At 72.6% G+C, this 17,603-nt stretch carries 16 protein-coding genes; 11 read left to right on the top strand and 5 right to left on the bottom strand.

All coding sequences use genetic code 11. The features are described 5' to 3' along the window. Positions 1-180: 180 nt before the first annotated feature. From FHX81_RS24725 to FHX81_RS24710, 4 genes are all read left to right on the top strand, one after another. On the top strand, positions 181-918 hold the full coding sequence (locus FHX81_RS24725; RefSeq protein ID WP_141980385.1) for a hypothetical protein: 738 nt from the start codon (positions 181-183) through the stop codon (positions 916-918). Positions 919-1,075: 157 nt separating this feature from the next. Then, entirely contained in the window at positions 1,076-1,996 is a 921-nt protein-coding gene (locus tag FHX81_RS24720) for a hypothetical protein (RefSeq protein ID WP_141980384.1), read from the top strand. A 367-nt stretch (positions 1,997-2,363) separates the two neighbouring features. Further along, positions 2,364-3,722, top strand: coding sequence for a serine/threonine-protein kinase (locus FHX81_RS24715; RefSeq protein WP_141980383.1), 1,359 nt, complete (start codon positions 2,364-2,366; stop codon positions 3,720-3,722). A gap of 108 nt (positions 3,723-3,830) precedes the next feature. Further along, the gene (locus FHX81_RS24710; RefSeq protein WP_141980382.1) at positions 3,831-5,432 is read left to right on the top strand and encodes a serine/threonine-protein kinase; all 1,602 of its coding nucleotides are present in this window, start codon (positions 3,831-3,833) and stop codon (positions 5,430-5,432) included. A 1-nt stretch (position 5,433) separates the two neighbouring features. Here FHX81_RS24710 and FHX81_RS24705 read toward each other — a convergent pair whose 3' ends face one another. Continuing rightward, positions 5,434-6,327, bottom strand: coding sequence for a LysR family transcriptional regulator (locus FHX81_RS24705; RefSeq protein WP_141980381.1), 894 nt, complete (start codon positions 6,325-6,327; stop codon positions 5,434-5,436). Positions 6,328-6,403: 76 nt separating this feature from the next. Here FHX81_RS24705 and FHX81_RS24700 point away from each other — a divergent pair, with 76 nt between their 5' ends. The 3 genes from FHX81_RS24700 to FHX81_RS41360 all read left to right on the top strand — a co-directional run bounded on the left by FHX81_RS24700 (position 6,404) and on the right by FHX81_RS41360 (position 9,569). After that, positions 6,404-7,360, top strand: a complete 957-nt coding sequence (locus FHX81_RS24700; RefSeq protein ID WP_141984113.1) for a DMT family transporter — start codon at positions 6,404-6,406, stop codon at positions 7,358-7,360. Between the two features lie 194 nt (positions 7,361-7,554). Next, positions 7,555-7,965: an SsgA family sporulation/cell division regulator gene (locus FHX81_RS24695; RefSeq protein WP_053721570.1), complete on the top strand. Its 411-nt coding sequence runs from the start codon at positions 7,555-7,557 to the stop codon at positions 7,963-7,965. Between the two features lie 35 nt (positions 7,966-8,000). Then, positions 8,001-9,569 (top strand): serine/threonine-protein kinase, encoded by a 1,569-nt coding sequence (locus FHX81_RS41360; RefSeq protein ID WP_246107959.1) that lies wholly within the window; start codon positions 8,001-8,003, stop codon positions 9,567-9,569. 16 nt (positions 9,570-9,585) lie between these two features. On the opposite strand, the gene FHX81_RS24685 is transcribed toward FHX81_RS41360, so the two are convergent. Continuing rightward, complete coding sequence (locus FHX81_RS24685) at positions 9,586-10,236, bottom strand: response regulator (RefSeq protein ID WP_053721568.1); 651 nt, start codon at positions 10,234-10,236, stop codon at positions 9,586-9,588. Beyond that, positions 10,233-11,474: an ATP-binding protein gene (locus tag FHX81_RS24680; RefSeq protein ID WP_246107958.1), complete on the bottom strand. Its 1,242-nt coding sequence runs from the start codon at positions 11,472-11,474 to the stop codon at positions 10,233-10,235. Before FHX81_RS24680 ends, FHX81_RS24685 begins: the two co-directional genes overlap by 4 nt. A gap of 111 nt (positions 11,475-11,585) precedes the next feature. Between FHX81_RS24680 and FHX81_RS24675 the strand changes: the two genes are divergently transcribed. Further along, entirely contained in the window at positions 11,586-12,848 is a 1,263-nt protein-coding gene (locus tag FHX81_RS24675) for a PspC domain-containing protein (RefSeq protein WP_246107957.1), read from the top strand. Beyond that, complete coding sequence (locus FHX81_RS24670; protein WP_077010043.1) at positions 12,841-13,044, top strand: hypothetical protein; 204 nt, start codon at positions 12,841-12,843, stop codon at positions 13,042-13,044. The genes FHX81_RS24675 and FHX81_RS24670 overlap by 8 nt, the downstream gene beginning before the upstream one ends. Positions 13,045-13,118: 74 nt before the next feature. Here the strand turns inward: FHX81_RS24670 and guaA are convergent, their stop codons facing one another. Then, positions 13,119-14,678 (bottom strand): glutamine-hydrolyzing GMP synthase, encoded by a 1,560-nt coding sequence (gene guaA / locus FHX81_RS24665; protein ID WP_141980379.1) that lies wholly within the window; start codon positions 14,676-14,678, stop codon positions 13,119-13,121. Positions 14,679-14,729: 51 nt separating this feature from the next. On the opposite strand from guaA, the gene FHX81_RS24660 reads away from it, so the two are divergent. Both FHX81_RS24660 and FHX81_RS24655 read left to right on the top strand, forming a co-directional pair. Continuing rightward, complete coding sequence (locus FHX81_RS24660) at positions 14,730-15,461, top strand: phosphotransferase enzyme family protein (protein ID WP_211363553.1); 732 nt, start codon at positions 14,730-14,732, stop codon at positions 15,459-15,461. A 106-nt stretch (positions 15,462-15,567) separates the two neighbouring features. Beyond that, a complete protein-coding gene (locus tag FHX81_RS24655) occupies positions 15,568-17,013 on the top strand; it encodes an aldehyde dehydrogenase family protein (protein WP_141980377.1) in 1,446 nt (481 codons plus the stop codon). Here FHX81_RS24655 and FHX81_RS24650 read toward each other — a convergent pair. Beyond that, positions 17,003-17,569, bottom strand: coding sequence for a TetR/AcrR family transcriptional regulator (locus tag FHX81_RS24650; RefSeq protein WP_141980376.1), 567 nt, complete (start codon positions 17,567-17,569; stop codon positions 17,003-17,005). The two genes, FHX81_RS24655 and FHX81_RS24650, sit on opposite strands and share 11 nt — an antisense overlap. Between the last annotated feature and the right edge of the window lie 34 nt (positions 17,570-17,603).

The following is a 17,603-nucleotide window of genomic DNA, read 5'->3' as shown; positions in this document are numbered from 1 at the left end:
CGCCCGTTCGAGCGACGGGTTTCGACCACTGGCCGCCACGAACGAGTGAAGTCCCTCGCTGAGCTGGCTTCCCGCCGGTCCACCACGGTACGAGTTTCGGCGACGACACGACCGAGGGAGTCGCCAGTGCAGCGCCCTACGACGAGCGGTCGCAGGCACAACCGCGCGGGTTCGGTCACGGTGGCGGAGCTGATCCGCAAGCAGCCCGCGCCGGCGCGGGTCCGGCACCGCGAGCAGGCCGCCGGCCACGGCCCGGCCACCGACCGGCCGGCGCCGAACGACCCGGTGCCGAACGACCCGGCGCCGCCCGCCGGACGCCCCACCCGCGCGGCGAAGCTCGCCGGCGTGGCCACCGGGGTGGTCGTGCTGCTGGCCTCGATCGCGGCCGCCTCGGTGCTGGCCGCCAAGCGGGCCGACGGTCCCGAGCCGCCGCGGGTGGAGCCGCCCGGGTCGATCACCGGCTCGTCCGCGCTGCGACCCGACCTGCTCTCGGCCGAGCTGGGGGGCGGGCGGCCCGCACGCGTCCCGGTGGCGGCCCGGCAGGCCGCGTCGAACGACGTGTCGCTGGAATCACCCGTGATGGTGCCGCCGCCCCGGGTGAGCGTGGGGCCGCAGCCGCAGGTCGACATCGTGCGGCGGTTCTTCGAGCTGCTGCCCGCCAAGCCCGCGGAGGCGTCCCGGATGCTGTCGCCGGAGCTGCTCGGCGGCAGCGCGCGGGACTTCGCGGAGTCGTGGGGTCACGTGCAGGCGATCACGATCGAGTCGACCGCGCTGCGGCCGGACGGCGGGGTGCTGGCGGTGGTGTCGATGCAGGAGCGCACCGGTCGCTGGCTGCGCGTCGAGCAGCTTTTCCGGTTGACCGACACGAGCGTCCCGCGCATCGTGGCCACCGAGATCCTGTCGGCGCAGCGACGCTGACTCTCCGTAGTGATCACGCGCGAACTGTTCACCCAGCGTTCAGAAGACCCCTGATTCCGTAGGAAACTTCACTCAAAGGGGTTACGTAGACGGTCACGATTCGGTATCCATGGTCCCGGTCAGTAGCGCACTGCACTCCCGGGAAAGGTGTCCATCGGTGTCGAACGACGACAAACGCCGTCGGCAGGATGGCTCGACAGCCAAGCTGTCGGTGGCCGACCTGCTCGCCAGGCGCGAGGCGGAGACGCAGCCGATCCCGCGGATCACCTCCGACGGAGCCGCGGACCGGATCACCCCCGCCGCGGTCGGCACCCGGGCGACCGGGCGGGCCACCGAGCACGCCGACGACGAGGAGACCGTGCGCTTCCCGGCGGCCGCGCTCGCGGCGGCCGCGACGAACCTCTCGGGCCGCGAGCTGCACGTCACCGAGTTGCTGCGCCGCGAGGGGCGCGCCGGTGAGGAGGAGCGCGGCGGCGGGTTCTCCGTGCCGAAGCTCGTCGCGATGGCCAGCGGCGGCGTGGTGCTCGCCGGCACCGTCGCGTTCACCGCGACCAACCTGATGTCGTCCCCGGACGAGCGCCCGCTGGCGGAGGTGCGCTTCGACGCCCGCCCGGCGGCCCGCGCCACCAACACCCTCACCAAGGACCTCGCCGCCGCGGCGGCCCAGCAGCAGGGACAGCCGGCGCAGGCCGAGACCACCACCACGACGCCCGAGCAGGCGCCGGAGACGACGACCCAGCGCGCTCCGCGGCCCGTCACGCAGCAGCAGCAGACCACCACCACGGCCCAGCAGCAGGCGCAGACGCAGACCCCGTCGAGCACGACGACGCAGCCGCCGAGCTCCAGCAGCGAGCAGACGACGACCCCGCCGCCGAGCACGACCACCACGACGCCACCGCCGCCGAGCAGCAGCTCGCAGCCGTCTTCGTCCTCCACGCCGTCGTCCACCACGCCGCCGCCCTCGTCCACGCCGAGCACCCCGCCGTCCGACGACGGCTCGGGCCTGGGCCTGGACCTCGACCTGGGCGGGATCCTGAACCCCATCGGCGGGTTCGACTTCTTCGCCCCGGCCGGCTGACCTCCGCACCGGCGTTCCCCCACCCCACCGCCCGGCGTGCCCGAGCGGTGGGTCCGTGTTGTCCGTCCCGGCCGAGCGGATCATCCGAACGAGTGACGTACCGAGCAGTTAGCCCGTTCGGCCGCAAAACTGGCGATCTTCGTGCGAACGGGTGTCCTTACGCGCCGGTATCCGGTATCCCTTCCCGGTCACCCCTCGACTCACGTGACCTGCGCAACGGCTCGAAAGCCGTAGTCACGGCCGGGGTAGGCTCTGCGGGCGAGCGGTGGCCTAGCCTGTTCCGCGCACCGATCCGCACGACGAGGAGCCCGAGCGTGAGACCTGCAGCCCTTGCCGCGGTCACGCAGCGCCCCAGCGAGGTGGAACGGTGAGCAACGACGGTCGCGTCATCGCCGAGCGCTACCGGTTCCTGGACCGGATCGGCAGCGGCGCGATGGGCGTCGTGTGGCGGGCCCAGGACGAGCGCCTCGGCCGGATCGTGGCGATCAAGCAGCTGCTGCTGGCCCCGAGCCTCGACGAGCGCGAGCAGGACGAGGCGATCCAGCGCGCCATGCGCGAGGGCCGCATCGCCGCCAAGCTGCACCACCCCAACGCCATCGCCGTCTACGACGTGGTGGAGGAGAACGGCGCTCCGTGCCTGGTCATGGAGTACCTGCCGTCCTACAGCCTGGCCGACACGATGGCCGAGCACGGCCCGCTGGACCCGGTCGAGGTGGCCCAGATCGGCATGCAGGCCGCCGCCGCGCTGGCCGCCGCGCACGCCGCCGGGATCGTGCACCGCGACGTCAAGCCCGGCAACGTGCTGCTGGCCGACAACGGCCTGGTCAAGATCACCGACTTCGGCATCTCGCGGGCCAGCGACGACGTCACGGTCACCAAGACCGGCCTGATCGCGGGCACCCCGGCCTACCTGGCCCCGGAGATCGCGCGCGGCCAGGACCCGACGCCCGCCTCGGACGTGTTCTCGCTCGGCTCGACGCTGTACGCGGCGGCCGAGGGCGAGCCGCCGTTCGGGCTGTCGGAGAACACCCTGGGCGTGCTGCACGCCGTCGCGGCGGGCCGGATCAACCCGCCGACGGTCGACCACCCGCTGACCGACGTGCTGCTGCGGCTGCTCAACTACGACCCGGCCGACCGGCCGACCATGGCGCAGGCCCGCGACATGCTCAGCGCGGTCGCGCACGGCCGCAACCCCAGCCTGACCGGCCTGCTGCCGGCCAGCTCGCCGGGGTTCGCGCCGGTGCCCGCGGGAGCCACGGCGGTGCTGGACGCCGACCGCACCCGCGTGGTGCGACCCGGTCCGCGGTCGACGGGCGGCTCCACGCCGGTCGCCGCGCCACCGCCGCCGCAGCGGTCCAACAACCGCCCGCTGGTGATCGCCGCGGTGGTGCTCGCGATCGTGCTGCTGCTGGGCACGCTGGCGGTCGCGCTGGACTGGTTCGGCCGGAAGGACCCGGTCACGCCGCCCGTGGGCGGGACGAGCTCGTCGTCGGCCACGCCGACCACCACGACCACGACGCAGGCCCCCACGACGACCGTGGAGACGCAGACGGTCACGGTCGAGCAGACCACGACGACCGAGCCGACCACCACCACGACCACGACGACGACCACTCCACCACCCCCGACGACCACCACCGCACCGCCGCCGAGTTCGGTGAAGCCGACCACGACCACCACCACGACGACCACGACACCCCCCACTGTGGGACCGGGCGGATCGTGAACCTCGTAAGGTGGTGCCGAACCCGTTCGGGTGACGCAACGTTCTTGTCCTAGTGGCGTCTGGTCGTTCGCCACTGAATGAAGCCCTAGCAGCTACTGGGAGCACGCCGTGAGCGACGATGGCCGCCTGGTTGCCGGCCGCTACCGACTTGGCCGGCGGATCGGCAGCGGTGCGATGGGCATCGTCTGGCAGGCGCACGACGAGCGACTGCACCGCACGGTCGCGGTCAAGCAGCTCCTGCTCCAGCCCGGCTTGGCCGAGTCCGACACGGACGAGGCCAAGCGCCGCGCGATGCGCGAGGGCCGGATCGCCGCCCGCCTCCAGCACCCGCACGCGATCGCGGTCTACGACGTGGCGGAGGACGACGGCCAGCCCTGGCTGGTGATGGAGTACCTGCCGTCCAAGAGCCTGTCCACGGCCCTGTCCGAGCGGGGCACGCTGCCGCCGCGCGACGTGGCGTCGATCGGCTCGCAGGTCGCCTCCGCGCTGGCCGCCGCGCACAACGCCGGGATCGTGCACCGCGACATCAAGCCGGGCAACATCCTGCTCGGCAACGACGGCACGGTGAAGATCACCGACTTCGGCATCTCGCGGGCCACCGGCGACGTCACGGTCACCGCGACCGGGATGCTCGCGGGCACGCCCGCCTACCTCGCGCCCGAGGTGGCCAAGGGCTACGACCCGGGCCCGCCGTCGGACGTGTTCTCGCTGGGCTCGACGCTGTACGCGGCGATCGAGGGCGCACCGCCGTTCGGCTTGAACGAGAACACCATCGCGCTGCTGCACCAGGTCGCGTCGGGCAAGGTGGTCCCGCCGAAGCAGGCCGGTCCGCTGACCGCGCTGCTGATGCGCCTGCTGCGCGCCGAGCCGGAGGACCGGCCCACCATGGCCGAGGCCCGCGAGGCGCTGGCCGCGGTGGCGGCGGGTCGGGCCGCGCCGGAGTTCCCGGTGGCGCTGCCGCAGACGCACCCGCCGTCGTGGCAGGGCGCGCCCGTGCAGGCCCAGCCGACCCGGGCGCCGGCCCCGGCGGCCCAGCAGGCCGCGCCGAGCACACCGCCGCACTCCGCGACCAGGGTGGCTCCCGCGCCGACCCCGCCGGCGACGCCGCCGCGCCAGGCGGGGCCCAACCCGCCGCCGGCCCGCCCGTTCGGCGCGTCGAGACCGGCGGGCGGTCCGATGAGGAGCAAGCGGTCCGCCGTGGTCACCGCGCTGGCCATCGCGGCCGCGGCGGTCGTCGGCATCCTGCTGGCCAGCGTGCTGTCCAGCGGTGACGACACCCCCGATGACCTGGCCACCCCGCCCGCGTCGAGCACGGCGGTGGAAGCGGGCGGCGAGGCGTCGGTGACGCCGTCGAAGAAGCCGGTCGAACCGCCGGTCAAGGTCACCACGCCGCCGACGGTCCAGCAGCAGCAACAGGCGATCCGCGACTACTTCGCGTCGATGCCCGAGGACGTCGACGGCGGGTTCAGCCGGCTGAGCGCGAAGATGAAGGGCACCTCCGGCGGGATCGACTCCTACCGCGCCTGGTGGGACAAGGTGAAGTCGGTCAGCCTCGACGAGATGAAGGACAACTCGTCCTACGCGTTCGAGGTCGTCCTGACCTACACCATGAAGGACGGTTCGGTCAGCCGGGAGCGCAAGCTGGTCGCCCTGGAGTGGCAGGGCGAGTACCTGCTCATCGACAAGGAAGACCCGATGGGCAAGGCCTGACCTAGCGGGTCGAGGCCTTGAGGGCGTCCAGCAGGCTCGCCACGGCGGGTGAGCGGACGCCGTCCTCCCGGATCGCCGCGCAGATGGTCCTGGTCGGCTCGGGGTGGCGCAGCTTGCGGACCACCACCCCGGGGTGCACGACGCCCAGGCTGAGCTTGGGCACGATGGTCACGCCGAGCCCGGTCGCGACGAAACCCTGCGCGGTCGGGTAGTCGTCGGCCTCGACCACGACGTTGGGCGCGAACCCGGCGCCCGCGCACGCGTCCAGCACGATGTCGCGGCACGGCCCGGGTGGCGCCACGGCGTCCACCCACTGCTCGTCCGCCAGGTCGGCGAGGTCGACCACGCGCTTGCGGGTCAGCTCGTGCCCGCGCGGCAGTACGGCCAGGTACGGGTCGTCGAGCAGGTGCACGAGGTGCACGCCGCGCGGGGTCCCGCTCTCCCGGTGGTGCACGACGATGGCGACGTCGGCGCGCCCGGCCTCGACCTCGACCATCGGGTCGTCCGGCTCGGTCAGCTTGAGGTCGAGCCGGACGTCGGCGTGCGCGGCCCGGAACAGGGCCACGGCGGGCGGCACGAGGGCCGCGCCCGCGGTGGCGAAGTAGCGCACCCGCAGCCGCCCGGTGCGGCCCGCGCGCAGGTCGGCCAGGGCCGCCTCGGCCTCGACCAGCCGATCGGTGATGAGGGCGGCGTGCTCGGTGAGGAGCTTGCCCGCCACGGTGGGCCGCACGCCGCGCCCGACCCGGTCCAGCAGGGGCAGGCCCGCCTGCTTCTCCAGCGCCGAGACCTGCTGGCTGACGGCCGAGGGCGTGTACCCGAGGTTGACCGCCGCGGCGGTGATGGAGCCGGTGGTGACCACGGCCCGGAGCACCTGCATGCGTCGCACGTCCAACATGACCCAACCGTACAGCGCTGCTTAAGAATCGTGCAGTTCTATTCACTTGTGCTGATACTTCGTGCTCGCGCAGAGTATGGCCGTGAACAAGCCTGGCACGCTGATCAGGATGGGTGTCCTGGCCCTGCTCTGGGGCTCCAGCTTCCTGTGGATCAAGATCGCCCTGACCGGGCTCTCGCCGGTCCAGATCACGCTCACCCGCACGGTGCTCGGCGCGGCGGTGCTGGTCGCGCTGGTCTACTGGAACAAGCAGCGGCTGCCGCGCGATCGGACGTCGTGGCTGCACCTGGGCTTCGCGGCGGTGTTCGGCAGCGTGGTGCCGTTCGCGCTGTTCGCGCTGGGCGAGCAGACGGTGGACTCGGGCGTGGCGGGCGTGCTGAACGCCACCACGCCGCTGTGGGCGCTGGGCATCGGACTGGCCCTGGGCACCGAGCGGCAGCGCAACCCGGCCCGGTTCGCGGGTCTCGGGCTCGGCTTCGCGGGCGTGCTGCTCATCTTCGCGCCGTGGCAGAAGGCCGGGCTGGCGAGCTGGGGCGCGCTGGCGTGCCTGGCCGCCGCGGCGTCCTACGCGATCAGCTACGCCTACATCGGCCGCAAGGTGTCCGGGCGCGGCCTGACCCCGATGCAGATCTCCTCGACGCAGCTCGTGGCCGCGGCGGGCATGACGGCCGCCGTGGTGCCGGTGGCCGGGTTGCAGCCGGTGCACCTGTCCTGGCAGCCGCTGGTGGCGGTGGCGATCCTGGGCGTGTTCGGGACGGGGGTGGCGTTCGTGCTGAACTACCGCGTCATCGAGGACGAGGGCGCGACGAACGCCACGATGGTCGGTTACCTGCTGCCCGTGGTGTCGGTGCTGCTGGGCGCCCTGTTCCTCGGCGAGGCGCTCAACCTCCGGGTCGTGCTGGGCATGGTCGTGGTGCTCGTCGGCGTCGCACTGACCCGCAAGCAGCCCGCGACGGCGATCGTGCCGGTGGCCGAGCCGGTCGTCGGACCCGCCGCCGAGCCGGTGGCCGCGAAGATGACTACGCTCAAGTGACCTGCGATAACGCAGTGTTACCCATCGGTACGGTGTGCTCCGCGGCCAACTGAGACGACCGTCCTGGGCAAACGGGTGGACTTGAGACACAGGTCTCCCCCGATCGCGTGGTGTTCACGCGAACCACGTCCCGATTCGCCCTCTCGGACGTCTCCTCACATGAGAGGGACGACCGCGGAAGGGAACCCACAGGCATGAGCAACGACAGCATCACCATCACGACGACGTTCCACCTCCTCGTCCCGGGCGTGGCCCCGGCACCGGTGGAGGCCGAGCTCCACTACGAACCGGAGGACCCGTACGCGGTAGCCGTGCTGTTCCACACCGGCCAGGGCAAGGTCGAGTGGATCTTCGCCCGCGACCTGCTCGCGGACGGCCTGCTGACCTCGTCCGGCGAGGGCGACATCCTCGTCCGGCCGGCCGCCGACGACCCGGAGCGCGTACTGGTGGAGCTGAACGCGCCCACCGGCTTCGCCATCCTGTCCGCCGACGCCGAGGACATCGCCGAGTTCCTGGACCTCACCTACGACGTGGTCCAGCCCGGCGAGGAGGACCTGTGGATCGACTTCGACCGCGAACTGGCCAAGCTGGTCTCGACCAACTGACCACTCCGACCCACGCCATCGCCTAACCTGCTGGCGTGGCGGAGTCCGGGGGGACAGGGGCGGGAGCGGGGACGGTCGGCGGCCGGTACGCGCTGGTCGAGCGGGTCGGCAGCGGCGCGATGGGTGTCGTCTGGCGGGCGCGGGACGAGCTGCTGGACCGCGAGGTCGCGGTGAAGCAGCTCCGGTGGCCCGACCTGGCGGCCGACGCGGCCGAGGTGGCCAGGGCGCGGGCCATGCGCGAGGCGCGCAACGCGGCGCGGTTGCAGCACCCCGACGCGATCTCCGTGTTCGACGTGGTGGTCGAGGACGACCGGCCGTGGCTGGTCATGGAGTACCTGCCCGCGCACAGCCTGGCCGGGTTGCTCGCCGAGCGGGGCGGGCTGGACCCGGACGAGGTGGCCCGGATCGGCGGCCGGGTGGCGTCCGCGCTGGCCGCGGCGCACGCGGCGGGCATCGTGCACCGGGACGTGAAGCCGTCCAACGTGCTCATCGGGCACGACGGCAGGGTCAAGCTGACCGACTTCGGGATCTCGCGGGCCGCGGGGGACGGCACGCTGACCGACAGCGGCATGATCACCGGCACCCCGGCGTTCCTGGCGCCCGAGGTGGCGCGTGGCGAGCAGCCGTCGCCCGCGTCGGACGTGTTCTCGCTGGGTGCGACGTTGTACGCGGCGATCGAGGGTCAGTCGCCGCACGGGGTGAGCGACAACAGCTTCGGGCTGCTGTACCGGGCCGCGGCGGGGCGGATCGAGCCGCCCAGGCGCTCCGGGGCGTTGACGGGTGTGCTGATGAGGTTGCTCGCGTCCGATCCCGCGGAACGGCCCACGGCGGCGGAGGCGGGCGTGTTGCTGACCGGTCCGGAGCGGACCGGGCTCCAGCCGCGAGGCGCGAAGCGGGCCGGTGCGGAGACGGTCGCGGTCCGGAAGCCTGGCGTCGACCGCGCCGAGTCAGGGCGTGCAGGGGCAGGGCGTGCCGAGTCGGAGCGGGTCACTCCCGAGCCGGTCGAGCCGGAGCCCGCCGAGGCAGAGCCCGTCGAGCCGGAGCCGGCCGGGCCCGAGCCGGCCGAATCGGAGTCCGGGCGGGAGCCGGGGCGGGCCGAGGCGGGGCCGGGCGACGGCGAGCTGCCCGGTGCGGGAGCGGGTGAGCCCGGGGCGGGCCGGCAGCGGAGGAAGTGGCCGGCGCCGGTGGTGGCGACGATCGTGCTGCTGCTCGGCGCGGGAGCGGTGGCGGTGGCGGCGCTCCAGCCCTGGTCGTCCGGGGAGGCCGGCCCGACCACGTCGCCGTCCCTGGGCCTCGCGGCGGGCGACGCGGCCGAACTCGTGCGCAGGCACTACGAGGCGCTGCCCGAGGACCCCGCGGCGGCCTACGCGAACCTGGCCGCGTCGTTCCAGCGGCCGTTCGAGGAGTACCAGGCGTTCTGGAGCCAGTACGACGACGTGGGCGTCGACGGCATCGAGGTCGTCGAGGTCGCCTCGGCCAGGTACGCCGTGCGGGTCCGGGTGAACTTCTCGCACGAGGGCACCGCGTCGCACGGGCGGTACGAGCTCGGCGTGTGGCCGGACGGGGGCAGGTTGCAGATCTTCTCGTCCCAGCAGCTGGAGTAGGCCCCGGCGCCCGACGTCAGACCAGCCGGCGGTCCGACGCCCAGCGCGACAGCTCGTACCGGTTCGACAGCTGGGTCTTGCGCAGCACGCTCGACACGTGCGTCTCGACCGTCTTCACCGAGATGAACAGCTCCGACGCGATCTCCTTGTACGCGTACCCGCGCGCCAGCAGCCTCAGCACGTCCCGCTCGCGCGGGGTCAGCAGGTCCAGCTCGGGGTCGCTGATCGGGGCCGCGCCCGGCCGGTCGGCGAACGCGTCCAGCACGAACCCGGCCAGCCGCGGGCTGAACACCGCGTCGCCCTCCGAGACGCGCACGACCGCGCGCACCAGCTCCTGGCTGGAGATGGTCTTCGTCACGTACCCGCGCGCGCCGGCGCGGATGACCGCGATGACGTCCTCGGCCGCGTCCGACACCGACAGCGCCAGGAACACCACCTCGGGCAGCGCGGTGCGCACCTGCCGCAGCACCTCGGCGCCACCGCCGTCGGGCATGTGCACGTCCAGCAGCACCACGTCCGGGCGGTGGTGCCCGATGCCCGCCACCGCCTCGCCGACCGAACCGGCCTCGCCGACGACCTCGATCTCGTCGGTGATCGAGTCCAGCTCGGCCCGCACCCCGGCGCGGAACAACGCGTGGTCGTCCACCAGGAACACCCGAACGGTCATGTCCTGGCCCCCGTCTCTCTCTTGTCTGCGGTCTTCCTCGGCATCATCAGCTGCACCTCCGTGCCCTCACCCACCCGGGTGCGGATCCGGACTTCGCCGCCGTGCCGGTCCATCCTCCCCCCGATCGAGTCCGCGAGGCCATGCCGGTCCTCCGGCACGGTCTTCGGGTCGAAGCCCTTGCCCCGGTCGCGGACGAACACGGTGACGCGTTCCGGCTCGACCTCGCCGTACACGCTGACCTCGGCCACGCCCGCGTGCTTGGCCGCGTTGACCATCGCCTCGCGGGCGGCCTGCACCAGCGCGTACAGGTTGGGGTCGAGGTGGCAGTCGCCGACGACGACCTGCTGCACGGCCAGCGCGAAGCTGTCCTCCACCTCGCCCGCCGCCTTGGCGATGGCGGCGGACATGGTGGTCGGCTGGTCGTTGTCCTCCACGACCCGCCCGTACAGCCACTCGCGCAGCTGCCGCTCCTGGCCGCGGGCCAGGCGCTTGACCTCGCGCGGCTGCTCGGCCTGCTTCTGGATCAGGGCGAGCGTTTGCAGCACGGAGTCGTGCAGGTGGGCGGCGATCTCGGCGCGCTCCTCGGTGCGGATGCGGACCCGGCGCTCCTCGCCCAGGTCGTTGATCAACTTGATCCACAGCGGCACGGTGAGCACCGCCACCCCGCCCAGGGTGGCCACCACGGCCAGCAGCGCGAACCGGAGCTGGTCGACGCCGTAGCTGTTGACCAGCAGCACGCCGATGCCGATGGCGACCAGCGCCACGCCCGCCAGGACCCGCACGATCGTGCTGCGGCCCGTGCCGCCGAGGATCCCGGACTTCGCACCGTCACGCCACCGGCGGCGTTGCGCCTCGTCGGCCTCCCGCCACACCACGGCCGCGCCGACGAGGGCGACGGCCAGCGGTCCGGCGATCCAGCCGCTGAGCGGGCCGGAGAACAGGCCGGCGAGCACGGCCGCGCCGATGCCCAGGGCGACCAGTCCCAGCGCCTGCTGGCGTTCCCTCGGGTTCGGCGCCTCCTCCGGCTCGCCGGCGGACCGCTGGGGCACGAACAGCCACAGCAGGCCGTACGCAATCACGCCGACGCCGTTGAGCGCGGTCAGCGCGGCGAACGCCGCCCGCACCCAGAACACCTCGATGCCGAGGTGGTCGGCGACACCGCCGGCCACGCCCGCGACCACCCGGCCGGTCCGCCTGCGGCGCACCGGCTCGACGGCGGTCTTCGTCTCCACGCTCACCCTTCGATGGTCACACGCGGGTCCGGGCCGGTCATCAGGGTTCCACCCGATGCCCGGTTCAGGGTGGGTCCCCGATGTGCGCGGGCCGGTCGGGGACGCAAGCTTGTCGTCGTGAGCGGGAGCATCAGCGCAGCCAGCGTCGAAGAGACGCTGAAGGACTTCTGGGCCACGCGGCCCAGGCGGCCCCACGACGGTCGCAAGATCGCCGGAGTCGCCGCCGGTATCGCCCAGCGGTACCAGATCGACCCGGTGATCGTCCGGGTGGCGTTCGTGGCCATGGCGCTGTGCAACGGCGCCGGGGTGCTCATCTACCTGCTCGGCTGGTTGTTGCTGGCGCAGGCGGACGACGAGGTGTCGGCGGCGGAAGCGCTGCTCGGGCGGGGGCGCAGCTCGACGCCGACGGCGTTGACGGTGCTGCTCGGGCTCGCCGTGGTGCCGGCGACCGGGTTCTTCGTGGACGGCGGTTTCACCATGGTCGGCGGCGTGCTGCTGTCCGTGGGCGCCATCTACCTGCTGCACCGCGGTCGCGGGCAGCTCAACCGGCCGGAGCCGGCGGTGGCCTTCGGTGCCGGGGCGTACGGCGCGGAGCAGGGAGTCGGTGTCGGTGACGGTTCGGGGGGCAAGGTGTCGACGGAGGAGCAGACGACCGAGCGCGTGACGCCGCCGGCGTGGGACCCGCTGGGCGCGGCCCCGTTCGCGTGGGACCTGCCCGAGCCGGGTCGTCCGCCGGAGCCGGTGGCGGCGTCGCCCGCGCCGGTGGTGGCGCGGCGGCCCGGGTCGCGGGTCGGGCTGGCGACGTTCGGTGCGTCGCTGGTGGTGCTGGCGGGGTCGCTGGTGGCGTCGTCGTACTCCGACTGGTTCCACGCCCAGCACGTGCTGGGGCTGCTGGTGGCCGTGCTGGGCGCGGGGATGGTGCTCGGCTCGTTGCGCGGCAACGGCGGGCGCGGGCTGATCTGGCTCGTGGTGCCGCTGTCGGTGGTGGGCGTGGTGCTGACGTCGGTGGACTTCGACGTGGACGCGAAGCAGATGGGCAGCACGCGGGACAAGCCGGCCGCGGTGGCCGACGTGAAGGACCGGTACACGGCGAGCGTCGGCGAGGTCGAGCTCGACCTGACCGCGTTGCCGAACAGCGGGTCGGTGACCACGGCGGTCGAGGTCGGGTTGGGCAGCGCGCGGGTCAGGGTGCCCGCGGACGCGGACGTGACGGTGAACTGCCGGACCGACCTGGGTTCGGTGCGCTGCCTGGGCCGCGAGTCCGACGGTGAGGGCAGGCACGAGGAGGTCACCGACCACGGGACCGACGGGCCCGGCGGGTTGGAGGTCGTGCTGGACGTGCGCACGGATCTCGGAGAGGTGGAGGTGAGTCGTGGCTGACCAGGATTCGGTCGAGAAGCGCGGGGTCGACGTGGTGGGGCTGGTGTTCGGGGTCGCGGCCCTGGTCGCGGCCGCCTACATGCTCTCCGACGGTGCGTCGTGGCCCGACTTCCTCGACCTGAGGTGGGCGTTGGCCGGAGGGGCGATGGTGATCGGGTTGGGGTTGCTGGCGGGGTCGGCTCGGCGGAGGAGGTAAGCCGGAGGGGGAAGGAATCGGGGAAGTCGGGGGAAGCGGAAAGGGCCCGTCCTGGGGAGGACGGGCCCTTTGCGCTACTCCCACTCGATGGTGCCCGGCGGCTTGCTCGTCACGTCCAGGACCACGCGGTTGACCTCGGCCACCTCGTTGGTGATGCGGGTGGAGATGCGCTCCAGCACGTCGTACGGCAGGCGGGTCCAGTCCGCGGTCATGGCGTCCTCGCTGGACACCGGGCGCAACACGATCGGGTGACCGTAGGTGCGGCCGTCACCCTGCACGCCCACGCTGCGCACGTCCGCGAGCAGGACCACCGGGCACTGCCAGATCTGGCGGTCGAGGCCCGCGGCGGTCAGCTCCTCGCGGGCGATCGCGTCGGCCTTGCGCAGGACGTCCAGGCGTTCCCCGGTGACCTCGCCGATGATCCGGATGCCCAGGCCGGGGCCGGGGAACGGCTGGCGCTGCACGATCGTCTCCGGCAGGCCCAGCTCGGTGCCGACCCGGCGGACCTCGTCCTTGAACAGCGCGCGGAGCGGCTCGACCAGGGAGAACTGGAGGTCGTCGGGCAGCCCGCCGACGTTGTGGTGGCTCTTGATGTTCGCCGCGCCCGCGCCGCCGCCGGACTCGACCACGTCCGGGTAGAGCGTGCCCTGGACGAGGAACCCGTAGTCACCCTCGGCCTTGAGGTCGCGTTCGGCCTGCTCGAAGACGCGGATGAACTCCCGGCCGATGATCTTGCGCTTCTGCTCCGGGTCGGTGACGCCCTTCAGCGCGTCGAGGAACCGCTCGCGGGCGTCGACGGTGATCAGGTTGACGCCGGTCGCGGCCACGAAGTCGCGCTCGACCTGCGCCCGCTCCCCCGCGCGCAGCAGGCCGTGGTCGACGAAGACGCAGGTCAGGCGGTCACCGATGGCGCGCTGGACGAGCGCGGCCGCCACCGCCGAGTCGACGCCGCCGGACAGGCCGCAGATCGCCTTGCCGTCGCCGACCTGCTCGCGGATCCGCGCCACCTGCTCGTCCACGATCGAGGACGTCGTCCACTGCGGCCGGATGCCCGCGATCTCGTGCAGGAACCGGCGCAGCACCTCCTGGCCGTGCGGCGAGTGGCCGACCTCGGGGTGGTACTGGACGCCGGCGAAGCGGCGCTCGGTGTCCTCGAACGCGGCCACCGGCGCGCCTTCGCTGGTCGCGGTGACCGTGAAGCCCTCGGGTGCCTTGGTGACGCAGTCACCGTGGCTCATCCACACCGGGTGGTTGGCGGGCAGCTCCTCGTGCAGGAGGCCACCGGCCTGCCGGACGCCCAGCTCGGTGCGGCCGTACTCGCGGGTGCCGGTGTGCTCGACCGTGCCGCCGAGTGCGCCCGCCATGGCCTGGAAGCCGTAGCAGATGCCGAACACCGGGACGTTCACCTCGAACAGCTTCGGGTCGACCTGCGGCGCGCCCGGCTCGTAGACGCTCGACGGGCCGCCGGACAGCACGATCGCGGCCGGGTCCCGTTCCAGCAGCTCCGCCACGGGTGTGGTGTGCGGGACGACTTCCGAGTAGACCTGCGCCTCCCGGACTCGCCGGGCGATCAGCTGCGCGTACTGCGCGCCGAAGTCGACTACCAGCACAGGGCGGTTGCTGCTCTCGGCCACTGGGGAAAAACCTCTCGTCTGGCGGATCCGCGCAGGTGAAGGATGTCATGCATGCGGGAGGAAGTGCTCACCGGAGGCGGGCTCAACGAAGTCGTGCGGGTGGGGTCGACGGTCCTGCGGCCGGTCGGGCCGTGGACGCCCAACGTGCACCGGCTGCTGGAACACCTTGCCCCGCTTGGCCTTTCGCCGGTGGCGCACGGGGTCGAGGAGTCGGGTGGGCGGCGGCGGGAGGTGCTGTCGTACCTGGAGGGTGAGGTCGGCCACCCGCCGTTGGGCGCGGGGTTGCGGTCGGACGAGGTGCTGGTGGCGGTGGCGCGGATGGTGCGGCGGTTGCACGACGCGTCGGTGGGGTTGGTGGAGGGCGAGGGGGCGCTGTTGGAGGGGTGGCAGTTTCCGGCGATGTCACCTGTTGAGGTGATCTGCCACAACGACCTGGCGCCGTACAACATGGTGTTCCGGGATGGGGCGCCGGTCGGGGTGTTCGACTTCGACGGCGCCCGGCCGGGGCCGCGGTGGTGGGACGTGGCGTACACGGCGTATTGCCTGGTGCCGTTCTCGCCGGAGTTCGGCGAGGTCGCGGACCAGCGGCGGCGGGCGGGGTTGTTCTGCGAGGCGTACGGGTTGCCGGTGAGCGGGATGGGGCGGCGGGTGTTGGCGCGGTTGGCCGACATGGTGGGCATGATCCGGGAGCGGCCCGAGTTCTGGCGGCAGCGGGAAGAGGGGCACGAGCAGTACTACCTGGGGCACGCCGAGTACGTGCGGGAGCATTTCTCGGAAATGTAGTGCGTTGTCCCTGCTCGGCTTCGATTGAGACGGGTCGAGTGGTTTCGGGTCCGTCGAGGGCCGGTGGCGCGTTGTGGGCTTGGTGGCTCGGGCCTACGGTGGCGACATGGACGCGTTTACGCCTCAGCCACGGCCCTGTTGGATTGCTGGACGCGCTGAGCAGGGCGTTTCAGCCATTGCGGTGCACCACCCGTTCGACGGGACGGAGGTGGCGTCGGTGGCGGTGCCCGGGCCGGAGCAGGTGGAGCGGGCCGTGGCGGCGGCGGCGGGGGTGGCCAAGGAGTTCAGGCGGACGCCGGCGCACGTCCGGGCGAAGGCGTTGCTCCAGGTGTCCGAAGCCTTGGTGGAGCGGGCCGAGGAGATCGCGGAGACGATCACGGCCGAGAACGGGAAGCCGCTGAAGTGGGCCGAGATCGAGGTGCGGCGGGCGGTGAGCACGTTCCGGTTCGCGGCGGAGGAGGCGCGGCGGTTCAGCGGGGACCTGCAGCGGCTGGACACCGATGCGGGTGGTGAGGGGCGGATGGCGGTGGTGCGACGGGTGCCGCGGGGGCCCGTGCTGGCGGTCGCGCCGTTCAACTTCCCGTTGAACCTGGTGGCGCACAAGGTGGCGCCCGCGTTGGCGGTCGGGGCTCCGGTGATCGTGAAGCCGGCTTCGGCGACACCGTTGTCGGCGTTGTTGTTGGGTGAGTTGTTGGCGGAGACGGATTTGCCCGAAGGGGCGTTCTCCGTGTTGCCCGTGCGCGGGTCGGACATGAAGAGCCTCGTGACGGACGAGCGGTTGCCGGTCATCTCGTTCACCGGGTCGACGGGTGTCGGGTGGTCGATGATGGATTCGGCGCCGCGCAAGCACGTGGTGATGGAGTTGGGGTCCAACTCGGCGGCGATCGTGTGCCCGGATTGGACCGACCTGGATTTCGCGGCGGAGCGGATCGCGACGTTCGGCAATTACCAGGGTGGTCAGTCGTGCATCGCGGTGCAGCGGGTGTTGGTGCACCGCGACGTGGCCGGGGAGTTCGTGCCGAAGTTGGTCGAGGCGGTCCGGGGGTTGAAGACGGGTGACCCGCACGACCCGGAGGTCGAGGTGGGTCCGTTGATCGACGAGGACAACGCCCGGCGGGTCGAGGAGTGGGTCGCGGAGGCCCTGACCGGCGGGGCGGTGCTGCACGTCGGCGGTGGGCGGTCGGGGACGTCGGTGGAGCCCACCGTGGTGCAGGACGTGCCCGTGGAGGCCCGGTTGTGGCACCAGGAGGTGTTCGGGCCGGTGTTGGCGGTGGCCGTGGTGGACTCGGTGGACGAGGCGTTCGAGCAGGCCAACGCGACGGACTACGGGTTGCAGGCGGGCGTGTTCACCAAGGACGTGACGGTGGCGTTCGCGGCGGCGGCGGAACTGGAGGTCGGTGGGGTGATCATCGGCGACGTGCCGTCCTACCGGGCCGACCAGATGCCGTACGGCGGGGTGAAGGGGTCGGGCACCGGGCGCGAGGGCGTGCGGTCGGCGATGGAGGACTTCACCGAAGAGCGCACGATGGTGCTCACCGGCATCACTCTCTGAGCGCCCCCTTCGCCAACGTCAGCAGGCCGTTGACCAGGTCGTCGGTGTGGGTGCCCGTGGCCAGGGCGCGCAGCTTGAGGCCCATGACCATGCCGACGACGGCGCCGGCCACCTGGTCGGCGTCCTTGACGCCGATCGAGGCCAGGACGGTCTCGGCGAGCTTGTCGTAGGCGGCGAAGCACTCGGCGGCGGCGGCGCGCAGCTCCGGGTCGCGGCCGGCGTGCAGGTACAGCTCGTAGGGCGCGATGCGCTCGCTGTCGGTGCCGGTGGCCTCGGCGACCTGGCCCACGATGTCGACGACCTGGGCCAGGTCGGTGCAGGCGGCCTCGTTCCGGCCGGCGAGGTCGCCGAAGCGCTTCGTCTCCTCGGTGACGAAGTGGCGCAGGCTCTCCCGCAGCAGGTCCTGCTGGGTGGCGAAGTGGTAGGTGACGGAGCCGAGCGAGACGCCCGCCTCCTGCGCGATGCGCCGGTTGGTCACGCCCGCGACACCGTCGTCGCCGATGATCCGCAGCACGGCCGCGATGATCCGCTGCCTCGTCCCGGCCGGTTTCGTCATGTCGTCCATTCTCCGCCATGGGACGGATCACCGG

Origin of the sequence: Saccharothrix saharensis (assembly GCF_006716745.1) — a bacterium.
Taxonomy (GTDB): domain Bacteria; phylum Actinomycetota; class Actinomycetes; order Mycobacteriales; family Pseudonocardiaceae; genus Actinosynnema; species Actinosynnema saharense.
The sequence above is the reverse complement of the archived record's forward strand: the minus strand, read 5'-3'. Positions and strand labels throughout refer to the sequence as shown.